The organism is Streptomyces sp. CA-294286, from assembly GCF_050947155.1.
Lineage (GTDB): Bacteria > Actinomycetota > Actinomycetes > Streptomycetales > Streptomycetaceae > Streptomyces.
Map to the genome: position 1 here is coordinate 493,516 of NZ_CP192005.1, position 17,054 is coordinate 510,569.

Annotated in this window: 1 protein-coding gene; it reads right to left on the reverse strand. The window is 74.8% G+C overall.

Going from position 1 to position 17,054, the window contains the following annotated elements; translation table 11 throughout:
• Nucleotides 1-32: 32 nt before the first annotated feature.
• Complete coding sequence (locus tag ACQPZG_RS07325) at nucleotides 33-16,991, reverse strand: type I polyketide synthase (RefSeq protein ID WP_433549297.1); 16,959 nt, start codon at nucleotides 16,989-16,991, stop codon at nucleotides 33-35.
• Nucleotides 16,992-17,054: the final 63 nt, after the last annotated feature.

Sequence of the window (17,054 nt, forward strand, 5' to 3'; positions counted from 1 at the left end):
GGCGGTTCCGTCCGGCCGGGCGGTCGGCTCGGTCAGGCGAGGCCGAGTTCCTTGTCGATCAGGTCGAACATCTCGTCGTCCGTCGAGGCCGCTTCGAGGTCGGCGTCGGTTTCGTTGTCGTCCGCCTCCCCGTCGTGGGGGGTCTCGGCGGTTTCGTCGAGCTTCCATTGCAGTGCTTTGAGGCGGGCGGCCATGCGGGCGCGTCCGTCCGCGTCGAGTGCGGAGGCCGCGCGGGCCGTGAGTGACTTCTCCAGCTCGTCGAGTTCCGCGAAGAGCGTGTCCTGGGGCTCCGCGCCGTCGGAGAGCGCCAGGCGGGCGTTCAGGTGCCGGGCGAGGGCGAGCGGGGTGGGGTGGTCGAAGACCGCTGTCGTCGGCAGCCGGAGCCCGGTCTCCTCGTTCAGACGGTTGCGCAGTTCCACGGCGGTGAGGGAGCTCATGCCCAGGTCGAGGAAGCCGCGTTCGGCGTCGATGGAGGCGGCCGAGCCGTGGCCGAGGACCGCGGCCACGTGACCGGTGATCAGCTGGAGGAGCAGGGCGTCGCGCTTGGCCGCGCTCAGTCCGGTCAGTCGCTCGGCGAACCCGGCGTCCGGTCCGGCCCCCCGCCCGGCGGCGGACGTGTCCGGCGCGGGGGCCGCGGACCTTCGGCCGGCCGGCCGTGCCGGAGCGAGGTCCCGCAGCAGCGCCGGGACGCGGCCCGATGTCGCGAGGGCCTTCGGGTCGAGTCGTACGGGGACCAGGAGGGCACGGTCGACGGTGGCGGCGGCGTCGAGCAGGCCGAGTCCTTGGCCTGCCGAGAGCGGCAGCATTCCTGAGCGTGCGAAGCGGGCGACGTCCACGGGGTCAAGACTGGACGTCATTCCACTGGAATCTCCCCAGTATCCCCACGCGAGGGAGACCGCGGCGAGTCCCTGGGCCCGGCGTCGGCGGGCGAGTGCGTCGAGGAAGGAGTTGGCGGCGGCGTAGTTGGCCTGGGCGGGTCCTCCGACGACTCCGGAGAAGGAGGAGAAGAGGACGAAGGCGGACAGTTTGCTGTCGCGGGTCAGCTCGTGCAGGTGCATGGCGGCGGCTGCCTTCGGGCGCCAGACGCGGGCCAGGTCCTCGGCGGTGAGGTTCTCCAGCAGGCCGTCCTGGAGGACGCCGGCCGCGTGGACCACGGCGGTGAGCGGGTGCGCGGCGGGGATGGCCGCCAGGACGTCGGCGAGGGCGTCACGGTCGGCCGCGTCGCAGGCGGCGAGGGTGACGGTGGCGCCCAACCCGGTCAGCTCCTCGCGCAGTTGCGTGGCGCCGGGCGCTTCGGGTCCCCGACGGCCGGTGAGCACAAGGTTCCGGACGCCGTGCTCGGTGACCAGGTGGCGGGCGACGAGGGCGCCGAGGGTGCCGGTTCCGCCGGTGATCAGGACGGTGCCGTCGCCGTGCGGGTCCCATTCCTGGACCGGGAGCGCCGAGGGGTCCAGCGAGGGTGCGGTGCGTCGGAGCCTCGGAACGGTCACCATGCCGTTGTGCAGGGCGAGTTGCGTCTCGGCGGCGGCCGTGGCGGCGGCCACGGCATCCGCCAGGGCGCGTTCGGATGCCGGGTCGCCGTCGGTGTCGACGAGAAGGAAGCGGTCGGGGTGTTCGGCCTGGGCCGAACGGATCAGGCCCTGGACGGCGGCGTCGGTGAGCGCCGCGTCGTCGCCCGCGGTGACCAGGACCAGCCGGGAGTCCGCGCAGCGCGGGTCGGCCAGCCAGGTCTGCACCAGGTGCAGCATGTCCCGGACGGGGGTGTCGTCGGCGTTGTCCGGGGGGCCGTCGGCCGCGGGCAGGCGGAGCAGCACCGTGTCCGCGAAGGGGGTCGCGCCAGCGTCTTCGAGGGCTGCCCGCAGGGCGGGGAGGCCAGTGAAGGACTGTGCGGGGGCGGCGGCGGGTTCGAGGCCGACGGGGAGGGTCCGGGCCCAGTCCGGTCGCGTCCAGGCGGCTTCGAAGAGTTCCTGGGGGTGTCGGGAGGGTGCGTCGGGGGGCGTGGTGGTGGCGGTGGCCGTGAGTACGGGCGCACCCGTGGGGTCGGCGGCGGCGAGGGACAGGGTGCCGTCGTCGGCGCGGTCGATCCGTACGCGCAGTGCGGTCGCCCCGGTGGCGGTGAGGGCCGCTTCCCGCCAGTGGGCGGGCAGTTCGGCTTGGCCGGTTCCGGTGGCGGACATGGCCAGTACGGTCTGGAGCAGGCCCGGGTGGATGCGGAAACCGGCCGCTTTCGGGTGCTGGTCCTGGGGCAGCGCCACCTCGGCGAGGGTCGCGCCGTCGGCCGCGGTCCAGAGTGCGCGGACGGTGCGGTGCAGGGGGCCGGGGTGGTAGCCGCCCTCCGCGAGAGCGGCGTACAGCTCCTCGGGGTCGGCCGGGCGGGCGTCGTGCGGCGGCCAGTTCCCGGGGACGCACGGTGTGTCGGCGGACGCGGCCGTCCGGGTCAGCGTGCCGGTGGCATGGCGGGTCCAGTCGGCGTCGGCGGCGGTCCTGGCGTGGATCGTCAGGCTTCTGCCCTCGGCGTCGGCCGCGCCGACCGTCAGCTGGATCTCCAGGGTGTCCTGCTGAGGGACGGTCAGCGGGAGCAGTTCGGTGAGGTCGCCGACCGTCGTGCACCCTGCTTCGTCGGCGGCCCGGACAGCCCAGTCGAGCAGGGCGGTGGCGGGGACGACGGCGTCGCCGTGCACGGTGTGGTCGGCCAGCCACGGGTGGGTGGCGGCAGCGATCCGGCCGCTGAGGACGAGGGACCCGTCCCCGTCGGCGAGGCGGACGACGGTGTCGAGTCCTGCGGGGTCCGCCGGAGTGCCGCCCGCGGGGGCGGGGGGCGCGTCGAGCCAGTACCGGGTGCGCTGGAAGGCGTACGTGGGCAGGTCGGCCACTCCGCCTCCGGCCAGGATGCCGTTCCAGTCGACCCGTACGCCGTGCACGTGTGCCTCGGCGAGGGAGGTCAGCAGTCGCTGCCGGCCGCCGTCCCCGCGGCGCAGCGAGCCGAGCGCCGGTGCGTCCGCCTCGGCGGCGGCGACGGTGTCCTCGATGGCGGCGGTCAGCACCGGGTGCGGGCTGGCCTCGACGAACACGTCGTGTCCTTGGGCGAGGAGGGTGTGCAGCGCGTCCTCCAGCCGGACGGTGCGGCGCAGGTTCTCGTACCAGTACGAGGCGTCCAGCGCGGTGTCGGCGTCGATCCATGTGCCGGTGAGGGTGGAGAGGAACGGGATGCGGGGCGGGTGGGTCTCGATTCCGGCGAGGTCGGCCAGGACGGTGTCGCGAATGCGTGCGACCTGGGCGGAGTAGGAGGCGTAGTCGACGGGGATCCGCTTGGCGCGGACGCCGTCCCGGGTGCAGGCGTCGACCAGGGCGTCGAGGGCGTCCGACTCGCCGGAGACGACGACGGAGCCGGGGCCGTTGACCGCGGCGACGGAGATGCGCTCGCCCCAGGCGGCGAGCCGGTCGAGGACGTCCGCATGGGAGGCGGCGACGGAGACCATGCCGCCGTGGCCGGAGAGCCCGGCGTCGATGGCGCGGCTGCGCAGGGCGATCACGCGGGCGCCGTCCTCCAGGGAGAGCGCGCCGGCCACGCAGGCGGCGGCGATCTCGCCCTGGGAGTGGCCGACGACGGCCGCCGGGCGGAGGCCGTGGGCCTGCCAGACGTCGGCGAGCGCGATCATGACCGCCCAGAGGGCGGGCTGGGCGACGTCCACGCGGTCCAGCGAGGGGGCGGTCGGCTCGCCGCGCAGTACGGCGGTCAGGGACCAGTCGGTGTACGGGGCGAGGGCCAGCTCGCAGGCCGCGATGCGGGCGGCGAACTCGGCCGAGTCGTCCAGGAGGTCGGCGCCCATGCCGACCCACTGCGAGCCCTGGCCGGGGAAGACCAGGACGGCCTTGCGGTCGCGGCCGGAGGTGTGCCGGCCCTGGACGAGGCCGGGGGACGGTGTCCCCTCGGCGAGTGCGGTGAGCGCGGATCGCAGGGTGTGCGGGTCGGCGGCGGTGACGACCGCCCGGTGTTCGAGGACGGCCCGGCGGGTGGCGAGGGAGGCGGCGAGGTCGAGGGGCTTCGACCGGTTCCCGGGGGCGGTGTCGAGATGGGCGAGCAGTGCCCGCGCCTGCCCGCGCAAGGCGGGTGCGCTCCGCGCGGACAGCAGCCAGGGCAGCACGGCGTCGGCGGACTCGGGGCCCACCGCTGCGGGAGTGGGCGGGACGCCCAGTGCTGCGGGGGTGGGCGGGGCGCCCGCTGCCGCGGGGGTGGGCGGGGCGCCCGCTGCCGCGGGGGTGGGCAAGGTGTCGGAGGTCGTGCCCGACGGCTCCGCGCCCGTCGCCGTCCCGGGTGCCGGTACTGCGTCCGAGGTGTCCTCGGGGGCCGGTGCTCCGTCCAAGGTGTCCTCGGGTGCCGGTACCGCTTCCGAGGCGTCCTCGGGGGCCCGGGATGCGGCGTCCGGGCCCTGTTCGAGGATCACGTGCGCGTTGGTGCCGCTGATGCCGAAGGAGGAGACCCCGGCCCGGCGCGGGCGGCCGTCGGTCGTCGGCCAGGGGGTTGCCTCGTCCAGGACGCGTACGGCTCCCGTCGACCAGTCCACCTGCGGGGTCTGCTCGTCGAGGTGCAGCGACTTCGGAAGGAGGCCGTGCCGCATGGCGAGCACCATCTTCATCACTCCGGCGACTCCGGCCGCGGCCTGGGTGTGCCCGAGGTTGGACTTGACGGAGCCCAGTCGCAGCGGGCGGTCGGCCGCCCGGTCCTGGCCGTACGTCGCGAGCAGGGCCTGCGCCTCGATCGGGTCGCCGAGCCGGGTGCCGGTGCCGTGCGCCTCCACCGCGTCGACGTCGGCGCCGGTCAGTCGGGCGCCCGCGAGGGCCTCGCGGATGACCCGCTGCTGGGCGGGCCCGTTGGGGGCGGTGAGGCCGTTGGAGGCGCCGTCCTGGTTGACGGCCGAGCCGCGCACGACGGCCAGTACCTGGTGGCCGTTGCGCACCGCGTCGGAGAGGCGTTCGAGGACCAGCAGGCCGACGCCCTCGGAGAAGCCCGTGCCGTCGGCGTCCGCCGAGAAGGGCTTGCAGCGGCCGTCCGCGGCGAGGCCGCGCTGCCGCGAGAAGTCCACGATGATCACCGGGGAGGACATGACCGTCACGCCGCCCGCCAGCGCGAGGGAGCACTCACCGGCCCGCAGCGACTGTGCGGCCATGTGCAGCGCCACCAGCGAGGAGGAGCAGGCGGTGTCCACGGTGACGGCCGGGCCCTCCAGGCCCAGGGCGTAGGAGACGCGGCCGGAGACCACGCTGACGGCGTTGCCCGTGTTGACGTATCCCGCGAGCGCCTCGGGGATGTCCGCGCCGCGGCTCAGGTAGTCGCTGGAGGACAGGCCGGCGAAGACGCCGGTGCGGCTGCCGCGCAGCGACCTGGGGTCGATGCCGGCCCGTTCGGCCGCCTCCCAGGCGGTTTCCAGGAGCAGGCGCTGCTGCGGGTCCATCGCGGTGGCCTCGTTCGGGCCGATGCCGAAGAAGTCCGCGTCGAAGTCGGCGGCGCCGTGCAGGAAGCCGCCTTCGAGGGTGCGGGAGGCGTCCGGGTGGTCGGGGACGGAGCCGTAGAGGTCCTCCAGGTCCCAGCCGCGGTCCGTGGGGAAGGCGCCGATGGCGTCGGTGCCGGTGGCCAGCAGGGTCCACAGGTCCTCGGGCGAGTGGACGTCGCCGGGGTAGCGGCAGGCCATGCCGACGATGACGACGGGGTCGTCGTCCGGGGCTGCCGGGGTGTGGGCCGCGGGCGTGGCGGACGCGGGTGCGGCGTCGGTCAGCAGGCTCCCCAGGTGTGCGGCGAGGGCCACGGGGGTGGGGTGGTCGAAGACCAGCGTGGCGGGGAGCCGCAATCCGGCCGCGGCGGCCAGCCGGTTGCGCAGTTCGACGGCGGTCAGCGAGTCGAAGCCGAGGTCGCGGAAGGCCTTTCCGGCATGGACGGCGCCGGAGTCGGCGTGGCCGAGCACGGCGGCGGCGTACGTGGTGACCAGGTCGACGAGCACGCTGTCCCGGTCGGCCGCGGGCAGTGCGGCCAGTCGCTGCCGCAGCCCGCCGCCGGCGGGCCCGGTGCCGGCCTCGACGGTGCGCCGGGCGGTCGTGCCCCGGAAGAGGCCCCGCAGGATCGAGGGGAGTGCTGCGGGTGCGCGGCCGCGCAGGCCGGCGTGGTCCAGGCGCACGGGTACGAGCAGAGCCCTGCGGGCGGCGAGAGCGGCGTCGAACAGGGCGAGCCCGTCGTGGGTGGCGAGCGGCAGCCCGCCGGTGGAGCGGGCGCGGTTGCGGGCGCCGACGTCCAGGTGCCGGGTCATCTCGCTGGCGCTCGCCCACAGACCCCAGGCGAGCGAGGTGGCGGGCAGGCCGGTGGCCCGGCGGTGGCGGGCGAGTCCGTCCAGGAAGGTGTTGGCGGCGGCGTAGTTGCCCTGTCCCGCGTTGCCGAAGGTGCCGGCCGCCGAGGAGAAGAGCACGAAGTCGGCGAGGTCCAGGTGCCGGGTCAGCTCGTGCAGATTCCAGGCGGCGTCCGCCTTGGGACGCAGTACGGTGTGCAGCCGCTCGGGGGTGAGGGCGGTGGCCACGCCGTCGTCGAGGACTCCGGCGGCGTGCACGACGGCGGTCAGCGGGTGTGCGTCGCTCACGCCGTCGAGCAGCTCGGCGAGCGCCGCACGGTCGGCGGCGTCACAGGTGGCGAGGGTGACCTCGGCCCCCAACTCGGTCAGTTCGGTACGGAGTTCCTCGGCGCCGGGACTGTTCGGGCCGCGGCGTCCGGCGAGCAGCAGGTGCCGTACGCCGTGTGCGGTGACGAGGTGGCGGGCGAGCGTGCCGCCGAGCTGTCCGGTGCCGCCGGTGATCAGGACGGTGCCCTCGGGGTCCCACGCCCGGGGCACGGTGAGGACCACCTTGCCGGTGTGCCGGGCCTGGGAGACGTACCGGAACGCCTCCTGGGCGTGTGTGACGTCCCATGCGGTGACCGGGAGCGGCCGCAGGGCGCCCTGCTCGAAGAGGGCGACCAGCTCGGTGAGCATCTCCCCGATCCGCTCGGGGCCGGCCTCCGCCAGGTCGAAGGCGCGGTAGAACGCGCCGTCGTGGTCGCGGGCCACGTCGGAGGCGTCCCGCACGTCGGTCTTGCCCATCTCGATGAGTCGGCCGCCGGGTGCCAAAAGGCGCAGCGACGCGTCGACGTACTCGCCCGCGAGCGAGTTGAGGACCACGTCCACACCGCGGCCGTGGCGCGCCGTGCGGAAGGCGTCCTCGAAGTCGAGGGTGCGGGAGGAGGCGAGGCGGTCCGCGGGCAGGCCGTCGCTCGCGGCGCGCAGCAGGCGCTGCTTGGGCTCGCTGGCGGTGCCGTAGACGTCGGCTCCCCACAGGCGGGCGAGCTGGGTGGCGGCCATCCCGACGCCGCCCGCGGCGGCGTGGACGAGGACGGACTCGCCCTCGGTGAGACCGGCGAGGTCGCGCAGCGCGTAGAAGGCGGTGAGGAAGACCACGGGTGCGGCGGCGGCCTGGGCGAAGGTCCAGCCCGCCGGCATGCGGGTGACGACGCGGTGGTCGGCGACCGCCAGCGGGCCGAAGCCGCCCGTGACCATGCCGAAGACGCGGTCGCCGACACACAGCCCCGTGACGTCGGGGGCGGTTTCGACGACGAGTCCGGCGGCCTCCGAGCCGAGGAACTCGGCGCCGCCGGGATACATGCCGAGGGCGTTGAGGACGTCGCGGAAGTTGAGTCCGGCGGCGCGGACCTCGATGCGGACCTGGCCGGGTGCGAGCGGCGCTGCCGCCTGCGGGGCGGGCAGCAGGGCCAGGCGGTCCAGGCTGCCCTTCTCGGGGATGTCCAGCCGCCAGGGCACGTCCCGGGGCACGGCGAGCGCGCCGCAGGAGTGGGTGCGGGTCAGGCGGGGCGCGTACACCGCTCCCTGGCGCAGCGCCAGTTGGGGTTCGTCGCCGACGGCGACCGCCCGGGGCAGGGCCCGCCACGAGGCGGGGTCGTCGTCGAGGTCGGCGAGCACGATCCGGCCCGGGTGTTCGGTCTGCGCCGAGCGCAGCAGACCCCACAGGGCCGAGCCGGGCAGGTCGGTGACGGTGCCGCCGGGGTCGGGGGTGACCGCGCCGCGGGTGGCGACGACCAGCCGTGTCCCGTCGAGAGCGCCGTCCGCCAACCACCCCTGGAGCGTCGCGAGTACGCGCTCCAGCAGACCGGCGGCCCCGGTGGCCGGGTCGGCGGACGCGCCGGTCGGCCCGTCATGTGCGGCGATCAGCACCACGTCCGGTGTGCCGGATGCGGGAAGGGTCGCCGTCAGGTCGGACAGGGCGTCGCCTCGTACGAGAGCGGCGCCGCCCTCGGCGAGGGCGGCCGTGTGGGCGGGGTCCTGCGGTCCCAGGACGGCCCAGCGGGCGGCCTGATCCGCGGGGGCCGCGTGCGCCTTCGGGTCTGCGGCATCCGTCGCCGACAAGGCCCACTCCACGTGGAACAGGGCGTCGCGCACCGTCTGCGGGACAGCTTGCGCGGCGCTGAGTGCGGCGGCCGTGACGGGTCGTACCGCCAGGGCGTCGACGGCGGCGACCGGGCGGCCGAGCGGGTCCGCCATGAGGACGGAGACCGCGTCGGTTCCGGCGGGCCGCAACCGGACCCTCAGGGCGGTGGCGCCGGTGGCGTGGAGGGTGACTCCCGTCCAGGAGAAGGGCAGACCGGTGCTGCCTTCGGAGTTGGTCAGCGGGCCGAGTCCGGCGGCGTGCAGGGCCGCGTCGAGCAGAGCGGGGTGGATGCCGAAGCGGGCGGCGTCCACCGTCGCCGCTTCGGGCAGGGCCACTTCGGCGTACACGTCATCGCCGCGCCGCCAGGCTGCCCGGAGGCCCTGGAAGACCGGGCCGTACTCGTAGCCCTCGGCACGCAGCGACGCGTAGTGTCCGTCGACCGCTTCGAGGGGCTCGGCCCCGCGCGGCGGCCAGACCGTGAACTCCCCTTCCGCCCAACCGCTTTCGGTCTCCTCGGTTGCGGGTGCCGCGAGCGTGCCGTCGGCGTGCAGGGTCCACTCCGCTTCCGGCGCGTCGTCGGGCCTGGCATGCAGAGCAAGGGTCCGCAGACCGGCGGGGTCGGTGGCGCCGACCGCGATCTGCACCTGGATGCCGCCGCGTTCGGGCAGCAGGACGGGCGCGTGCAGGGTCAGTTCCTCGACCCGGCCGCAGCCGAGTTCGTCACCGGCCCGGACGGCCACCTCGACGAGCGCGGCACCGGGCACCACGACGGTGCCGGCGACCGCGTGGTCGGCGAGCCACGGGTGACTGCGCAGCGACCAGTGGGCGGTGGCGACGAGTTCGTCGCCGAGGGCGAGCGGCAGGGCCGCGCCGAGCAACGGGTGGTCGAGAGCGCCGAGTCCGGCGGAGACGACGTCCCCGGAACCGCCGACGGCCGGGCGCGGCCAGTAGCGGCGGTGCTGGAAGGCGTACGTGGGCAGCATCGGCGGCGCGGCGGGGCGCGGGACCCCGGCGGCCTCGAAGAACGCCTCCCAGTCGATGACGGTGCCGTGGTTGTGGGCCTCGGCCAGGGAGAGCATGAACCGGTCTGTGCCTCCTTCGTCGCGGCGCAGGGTGCCGGTGGCCACCGCGGCCGAACCGGTGACCTCGATGGTCTCCTGCACTCCGGTGGTGAGGACGGGGTGCGGACCGACCTCGACGAACACGCGGTGCCCCACGTCGAGCAGGGCGCGCGTCGCCTGCTCGAACTCGACGGTGCCGCGCAGGTTGGCGAACCAGTAGGCGCCGTCGAGAACGGTCGTGTCGATCGGGGTGCCGGTCACCGTGGAGTAGAAGGGAATGCGCGAGGCACGGGGTGCGACGGGCGCGAGGAGGGAGAGCAACTCGTCCTCGATGCGGGCCACTTGGGCCGAGTGCGACGCGTAGTCGACGGGAATCCGCTTGGCCCGTACGCCGTCCCTGGCGCACGCGGCGAGCAGGTCGTCCAGTGCGTCGGGGTCGCCGGAGACCACCACGGAGGAGGGTCCGTTGACGGCCGCGAGCGACACGCGCTCGCCCCAGGAGGTCAGCAGGGTGCGGGCCGCGTCGGCGGGCAGGGCGACGGACACCATTCCGCCCTGTCCGGACAGGGCGGTCAGTGCCTGGCTGCGCAGGGCGACGACGCGGGCGGCATCGTCCAGGCCGAGCGCGCCGGCCACGCAGGCGGCGGCGATCTCGCCCTGGGAGTGGCCGACGACGGCCGCGGGGCGGACGCCGTGCGCCTGCCACAGCTCGGCGAGGGACACCATCACGGCGAACAGCACGGGCTGGACGACGTCGACGCGGTCGAGCGCGGGAGCGCCCTCGGTGCCGCGCAGCACGTCCATCAGCGACCAGTCGGTGTGCGCGTCGACGGCGGCGGCGCACTCGGCGATGCGGGCGGCGAACACCGGTGAGGTGTCGAGGAGTTCGCGCGCCATCGCAGGCCACTGGGAGCCCTGGCCCGGGAAGACGAAGACGGTGTCGCCGCCCTCGCCCTGGACGGTGCCTTCGCGGACGGCGGGCGACTCCTGGCCCCGGCCCTCGGCGAGGGCGTCCAGACCGGCGAGCAGGGTGGCGGGGTCGGGCGCGAGGACGGCTGCGCGGTGGGTCATCGCGGTGCGGGTCGCCGCGAGCCCGTACGCCACGCCGGGCAGGACGTCACCGGCTCCGCTCGCGCTGTCACGCAGGTGCGCGGCGAGCCGTGCCGCCTGCGCGGCGAGCGCTTGCGGGGACTTGGCGGACAGTACGTACGGCAGGACGGAAGCCTCGCCCGTACCGGGGCCGGACCTGTCGGCCGCGGAGGTGGTGGTGCCGCTGGGAACGGGGGCGCCCTCCCCTGCGGGGGTCACGGACGGCAGCGGACCGGCCGCCTCCAGGATGACGTGGGCGTTGGTGCCGCTGATGCCGAAGGAGGAGACGCCGGCCCTCGGGGGGCGGTCCACCGTCGGCCACGGGCTCGGGGAGGCGAGGAGTTCGACGGCGCCCGCCGACCAGTCCACCTGCGGGGACGGTGCGTCGATGTGCAGGGACTGCGGCAGGACGCCGTGGTGCATGGCCAGGACCATCTTGATGACGCCCGCGACACCGGCCGCCGCCTGGGTGTGGCCGATGTTGGACTTGACCGAGCCCAGGAGCAGCGGCCGGTCGGCCGGACGGTCCTGCCCGTACGTGGCGAGCAGGGCCTGCGCCTCGATGGGGTCGCCGAGCCGGGTGCCGGTGCCGTGCGCCTCCACCGCGTCCACCTCGTCGGCGCGCAGCCCCGCGTCGGCCAGGGCCCGGCGGATGACGCGCTGCTGGGAGGGGCCGTTGGGGGCGGTCAGGCCGTTGGACGCACCGTCCTGGTTGACGGCGGAGCCGCGCAGCACGGCGAGCACGGGGTGCCCGTTGCGCCGGGCGTCGGAGAGACGTTCCACCAGCAGCAGCCCGATGCCCTCGGCCCAGCCCGTGCCGTCGGCGGCCCCCGCGAACGGCTTGCACCGTCCGTCGGCCGCCAGCCCCCGCTGCCGGGAGAACTCCACGAACATGTGCGGGGTCGACATGACGGTGACGCCGCCCGCCAGGGCGAGGGTGCACTCGCCCCGGCGCAGTGCCTGCGCGGCGAGGTGCAGGGAGACGAGCGAGGAGGAGCAGGCGGTGTCGACGGTGACGGCCGGGCCCTCCAGGCCGAAGGCGTACGACACCCGGCCGGAGACGACGCTGGCCGCGTTGCCGGTCATCACGTGTCCGGTGACGTCGTCCGGGGCGGCGCCCAGAACCTGCTGGTAGTCCTGGAAGTTCGAGCCGACGAACACGCCGGTCGCGCTGGAGCGCAGGGTGTCGGGGACGATGCCGGCGCGTTCGATGGTCTCCCACGCCGTTTCGAGGAGCAGCCGCTGCTGCGGGTCCATGGCCAGGGCCTCGCGTGGGGAGATCCCGAAGAAGTCGGCGTCGAAGCCCGCGAGACCGGTGAGGAAGCCGCCCTCACGGACGTAGCTGGTGCCCTGGTGCTCGGGGTCGGGGTCGTAGAGCCCCTCGGTGTCCCAGCCCCGGTCGGTCGGCAGGGCCGTGATTCCGTCGCCGCCCCGGGCGAGCAGCTCCCAGAACTCCTCGGGGGAACCGACGCCGCCGGGGAACCGGCAGGCCATGGCGACGATGGCGATCGGTTCGTCCGTCTCCTCCCGCGCCGGGGCGGAGCCGGTCGGAGTGTGCCCGTCCAGCAGTTCGGCGCGGAGGTGGGCGGCCACTGCAGCCGTCGTCGGGTGGTCGAAGAGCAGGGTGGCGGGCAGGCGGAGGCCGGTGAGAGCGGTGAGCCGGTTGCGCAGCTCGACGGCGGTCAGCGAGTCGAAGCCCAGGTCACGGAAGGCCCGGTTGACGTCGACGGTGCCCGCGGAGGCGTGCCCGAGTACGTGGGCGATCTCCTCGCGGAGCAGGTCGTGCAGGGTGCGTTCCTGCTCGGCGGTGGTCGGCAGGGCGAGCAGGCGTGCGCGCAGCGGCGAGGTCGCCCCGGCCCTGTTCCGCGCGCTCGCCGCCAGGCGGCGCACCTCGGGCAGGTCGTCGATCAGCGGGCTGGGCCGGGCCGCCGACAGGACGGGCCCGAAGGTGTCCCAGTCGATGTCGGCGACGGTCACGCAGGCGGCACCGCTCGAAAGGGCCTGCTGGAGGGCGGCGAGGGCGAGGTCGGGCGCCATCGGGACCATGCCGCTGCGGCGGATCCGGCCGGTGGCGTCACTGCCCGCGGCCATTCCGGCGTCGGCCCACGAGCCCCAGGCCACGGAGGTGGCGGGCAGTCCGGCGGCGCGGCGCTGCTCGGCGAGGGCGTCGAGGTAGGCGTTGGCGGCGGCGTAGTTGGCCTGTCCCGCGTTGCCGAGGACACCGGTGACGGAGGAGAACAGCACGAACATCGACAGCTGGTGGCCGCTCGGCACGTCGTCTGCGAGGCCGTCACGTCGGAGGCCGTCGGGACCGTCCTGCGGGAGGCTCTCCCGCCCGTCCTGGGGGATGCCTTCGTGCGGGTCCCGGGCCGGTCGGGTGAGTTCGTCGAGCAGCCGGGCGGACTCCGCCTTGGCTCGCAGCACGGCCTCGAACCGCTCGCCGGTCAGCGCGTCCAGCACGCCGTCGTCCAGCACTCCGGCCGCGTGGACGACACCGCGCAGCGGCAGCTCGGCGGGAACGGTGTCCAGGAGGGCGACGAGCGCGTCGCGGTCCGAGGTGTCGCAGGCCGCGACCGTGACCCGTACGCCCATCGCCTCCAACTCGGCGGCCAGTTCGCCGGCGCCTTCGGCCGCCGGGCCCCGGCGGCTGGTCAGCAACAGGTGCTCCGCGCCCGCGCCGGCGAGCCAGCGCGCGACCCGCCCGCCGAGGGCGCCCGTACCGCCGGTCACGAGGACCGTGCCGCGCGGGGCGGACCAGTCGTCCGCGTCCCGTGCGGGAACGTCGTGGGTGAGGCGCCGGCCGTACGTTCCGTAGGACCGTACGGCGATCTGGTCCTCGCCCGTACCCGCACCGAGCACGTCGGCCACCCGCGACGCGAGGTCGCGGCCGTCGAGGGCGTCAGGAGTGCCGGTGTCGACGGTGCCGGGAAGGTCGATGAGCCCGCCCCAGCGCCGGGGGTGCTCCAGGGCCGCGACCCGGCCGAATCCCCAGGTCTGGGCCTGGAGCGGACCGGTCGGCGGTTGGGTGCCGTCGACGCACACCGCGCCGCGGGTCAGGCACCACAGCGGCGCCTCCGCCCCGGTCGCCTCAAGGGCTCGCAGCAGGTCGGCGGTGGCGAGGAGTCCGCGCGGGACCGCCGGGTGGTCGGGGTGCGGGCGTTCGTCGAGGGCGAGGAAGGACAGCACGCCGGTGACCGGCCCGGCGGCGGCGGCCAAGGCCGGACCGACCTGCTCCGCAAGGAGGTCGGCACCTCCGCCGGTGGTCACGACGAGCCGTTCGACGTGCGCCCCGAGGTCGGTGAGGCCGGCGAGCAGTGCGCCGAGGGACGCGTCGTCGGCCAGGTGCTCGGGTACGACGGCCAGCCAGCCGGAGCCGGACGGCAGCCCGGCGGTGGGAGCGTCGAGGGAGGTCCAGGTGGTCTGGTAGGCCCAGGACTCGATGGTGGCGCGGGTGCGCCGCCGGGTGCGCCAGGCACCGAGCACCGGAAGCAGGTCGTCGAGGGACGCTTCGGCGGGGGCGCCCTCGATGCCCAGTACGGCGGAGGCGGCGGCCAGGTCGCCGCGTTCGGCGGCTTCCCAGAAGGTCGCTTCCACCTGGTCGGTGGCGACCGCGGCTCCGGTGCCGGTCAGCAGGTCCCTTCCGTCGGCCGGGAGCCAGTAGCGCTGGTGCTGGAAGGCGTAGGTGGGCAGCTCGACGACGCGGGCGCCGGTGTCCGCGAAGTGGGCCGACCAGTCGACTTCGACCCCGTCCACGTGGAGCCGGGCCACGGCCCGGAGAACGGCGAGGCGCTCGTCGCGGTTCTTGCGCAGCAGGGGTACGAGAACCGCGTCGGAGTCCTCGGACAGGCAGTCGGCGGCCATCGCGGTCAGGGTCGCGTCGGGGCCGACTTCCAGGAACCGCGTGACGCCTTGCGCGGAGAGCGCGCGCACGTCGTCGGCGAAGCGCACCGCCTCGCGGACGTGGCGCACCCAGTACTCCGGGTCGCACACCTCCTCGGCGTCCGTGGCCAGCGGTATCTCCGGGGCGGAGAACGTCAGCCCCGAGACCACCGTACGGAAGTCGTCCAGCATCGGGTCCATCAGCGGGGAGTGGAAGGCGTGCGACACCCGCAACCGGGTCGTCCTGCGGCCCAGCTCCTCGAAGTGGGCCCTCACGGACTCCACTTGATCCGACGCTCCGGACACCACCACGGAAGACGGCCCGTTGACCGCCGCAATCGACAGCACCTCCCCCAACAACGGCGCGACTTCGGCTTCCGTCGCCTGCACGGCCAGCATCGCCCCGCCCTCGGGCAACGCCTCCATCAGCCGGCCACGAGCCCCCACCAACGCACACGCGTCCGCAAGGGACAGCACCCCAGCAACATGCGCAGCCGCCACCTCACCGATCGAGTGACCGGCCACGAAGTCCGGCCGCACACCCCACGACTCCACCAGACGGAACAACGCCACCTCAACAGCGAACAACCCCGCCTGCGCGAACACCGTCCGGTTCAACGCATCGGCGTCCTCACCCCACACCACCTCCCGCACCGGCACATCCAACTCGGCACACACCGCATCGAACGCCGCCGCGAACACCGGGAAGTCGGCGTACAACTCGCGTCCCATGCCCAGCCGTTGCGCGCCCTGACCGGAGAAGAGCAGGGCAAGGGGGCCCTTGCCCGCGAGAGCCGTGTCGCCCCTGCCGTCCGCCACCGCATCGAGGCCCGCGAGCAGCCCCGCGCGGTCCTCGGCCACGACCGCGGCCCGGTGATCCAGCGCGGCCCGTGCGGTGGCGAGCGAGAAGGCGATGTCGCCCGTGGCCAACTCCGGCCTGTCACGCACATGTTCGGCCAGTCGTACCGCCTGGGCGCGCAGCGCGTCGGCCGTCTTCGCCGAGAGGACCCACGGCAGCGCTCCGGAGGCGTCGGCGACCGTGGCCTGCGTCCCGGTCGGCGGTTGTTCCAGGATCACGTGGGCGTTGGTGCCGCTGACACCGAACGAGGAGACGGCGGCCCGTCGCGGCCGGTCCTCCTCCGGGGCGGGCCAGGGGGTCTCGTGCGTGAGCAGTCGTATGCTGCCCGCCGTCCAGTCCACGTGCGGGGACGGCTCCTCCAGGTGCAGGGTGGCGGGCAGGACTCCGTCGCGCATGGCGAGCACGGTCTTGATGACGCCCGCGACGCCTGCCGCGGCCTGCGTGTGGCCGATGTTGGACTTCATCGAGCCGAGGAGCAGCGGGCGGTCCGCGGGGCGTCCCTGGCCGTAGGCGGCCAGCAGCGCGGTGGCTTCGATGGGGTCGCCCAGCCGGGTGCCGGTGCCGTGCGCCTCGACGGTGTCCACGTCGGCGGCGGCGAGGCCCGCGTCGGCCAGTGCCCGGCGGATGACGCGCTGCTGCGAGGGGCCGTTCGGCGCCGTCAGGCCGTTCGACGCACCGTCCTGGTTGACGGCGGAGCCGCGTACCACGGCCAGTACCGGGTGGCCGTTGCGCAGCGCGTCGGAAAGCCGCTCGACGAGGAGCACCCCGGCGCCCTCGCTCCACGCCGTACCGTCGGCTGCGGCCGAGAAGGGCTTGCAGCGGCCGTCGGCGGCCAGACCCCGCTGGCGTCCGAACTCCGCGAACATCTGCGGGGTGGACATGACCGTGACGCCGCCCGCGAGAGCGAGCGTGCACTCGCCCCGGCGCAGCGACTGCACCGCCAGGTGCAGGGCCACCAGCGACGAGGAGCAGGCCGTGTCCACGGTGAGGGCCGGGCCCTCCAGGCCCAGTACGTACGAGATGCGGCCGGAGGCGACGCTGACGGTGTTGCCCGTGAGGACATGTCCCGCGACCTCTTCGCGCACCTGGCCGGTGGCGGGGGCGGTGGCCGCCGTGTCGTAGCCGCCGTGTCCGGCGCCGACGAACACGCCGGTTTGGGTGGAGCGCAGGTCGTGCGGGGAGATGCCGGCGCGTTCGACCGCCTCCCAGGCGGTCTCCAGCATCAGTCGCTGCTGCGGGTCCATGGCGAGGGCCTCGCGCGGCGAGATGCCGAAGAAGCCCGCGTCGAACTCGCCCGCGCCGTGCAGGAAACCGCTCTCGCGCGGGTACGCGGCGTCTTCGTGGCCCGGTTCGGCAGAAGCCGTGTCGGCGCCGCCGTAGAGGCCGTCGAGGTCCCAGCCGCGGTCGGCGGGGAAGGGGGAGACGGCGTCGACTCCGTCGCGCACCAGCTCCCACAGCTGCTCGGGGGTGTCGGCGCCGCCGGGGTAGCGGCAGGCCATGCCGACGATGGCGATGGGCTCCCGGTTCTTCTCGTGCACCTCTCGCAGCTGCTCGCGCGTCTCGTCGAGGTCGGCGATGGCCCGCTTCAGATAATCGCGAAGCTTCTGCTCGTTCGACATCAGGATGTCAACCTCTCGAGGTGAGATGCCGGGGTTTCCCGCCCAGTCTCACCAGGGCCGACTCCGAATTTCCCTAGAGGCTCTCCGCAG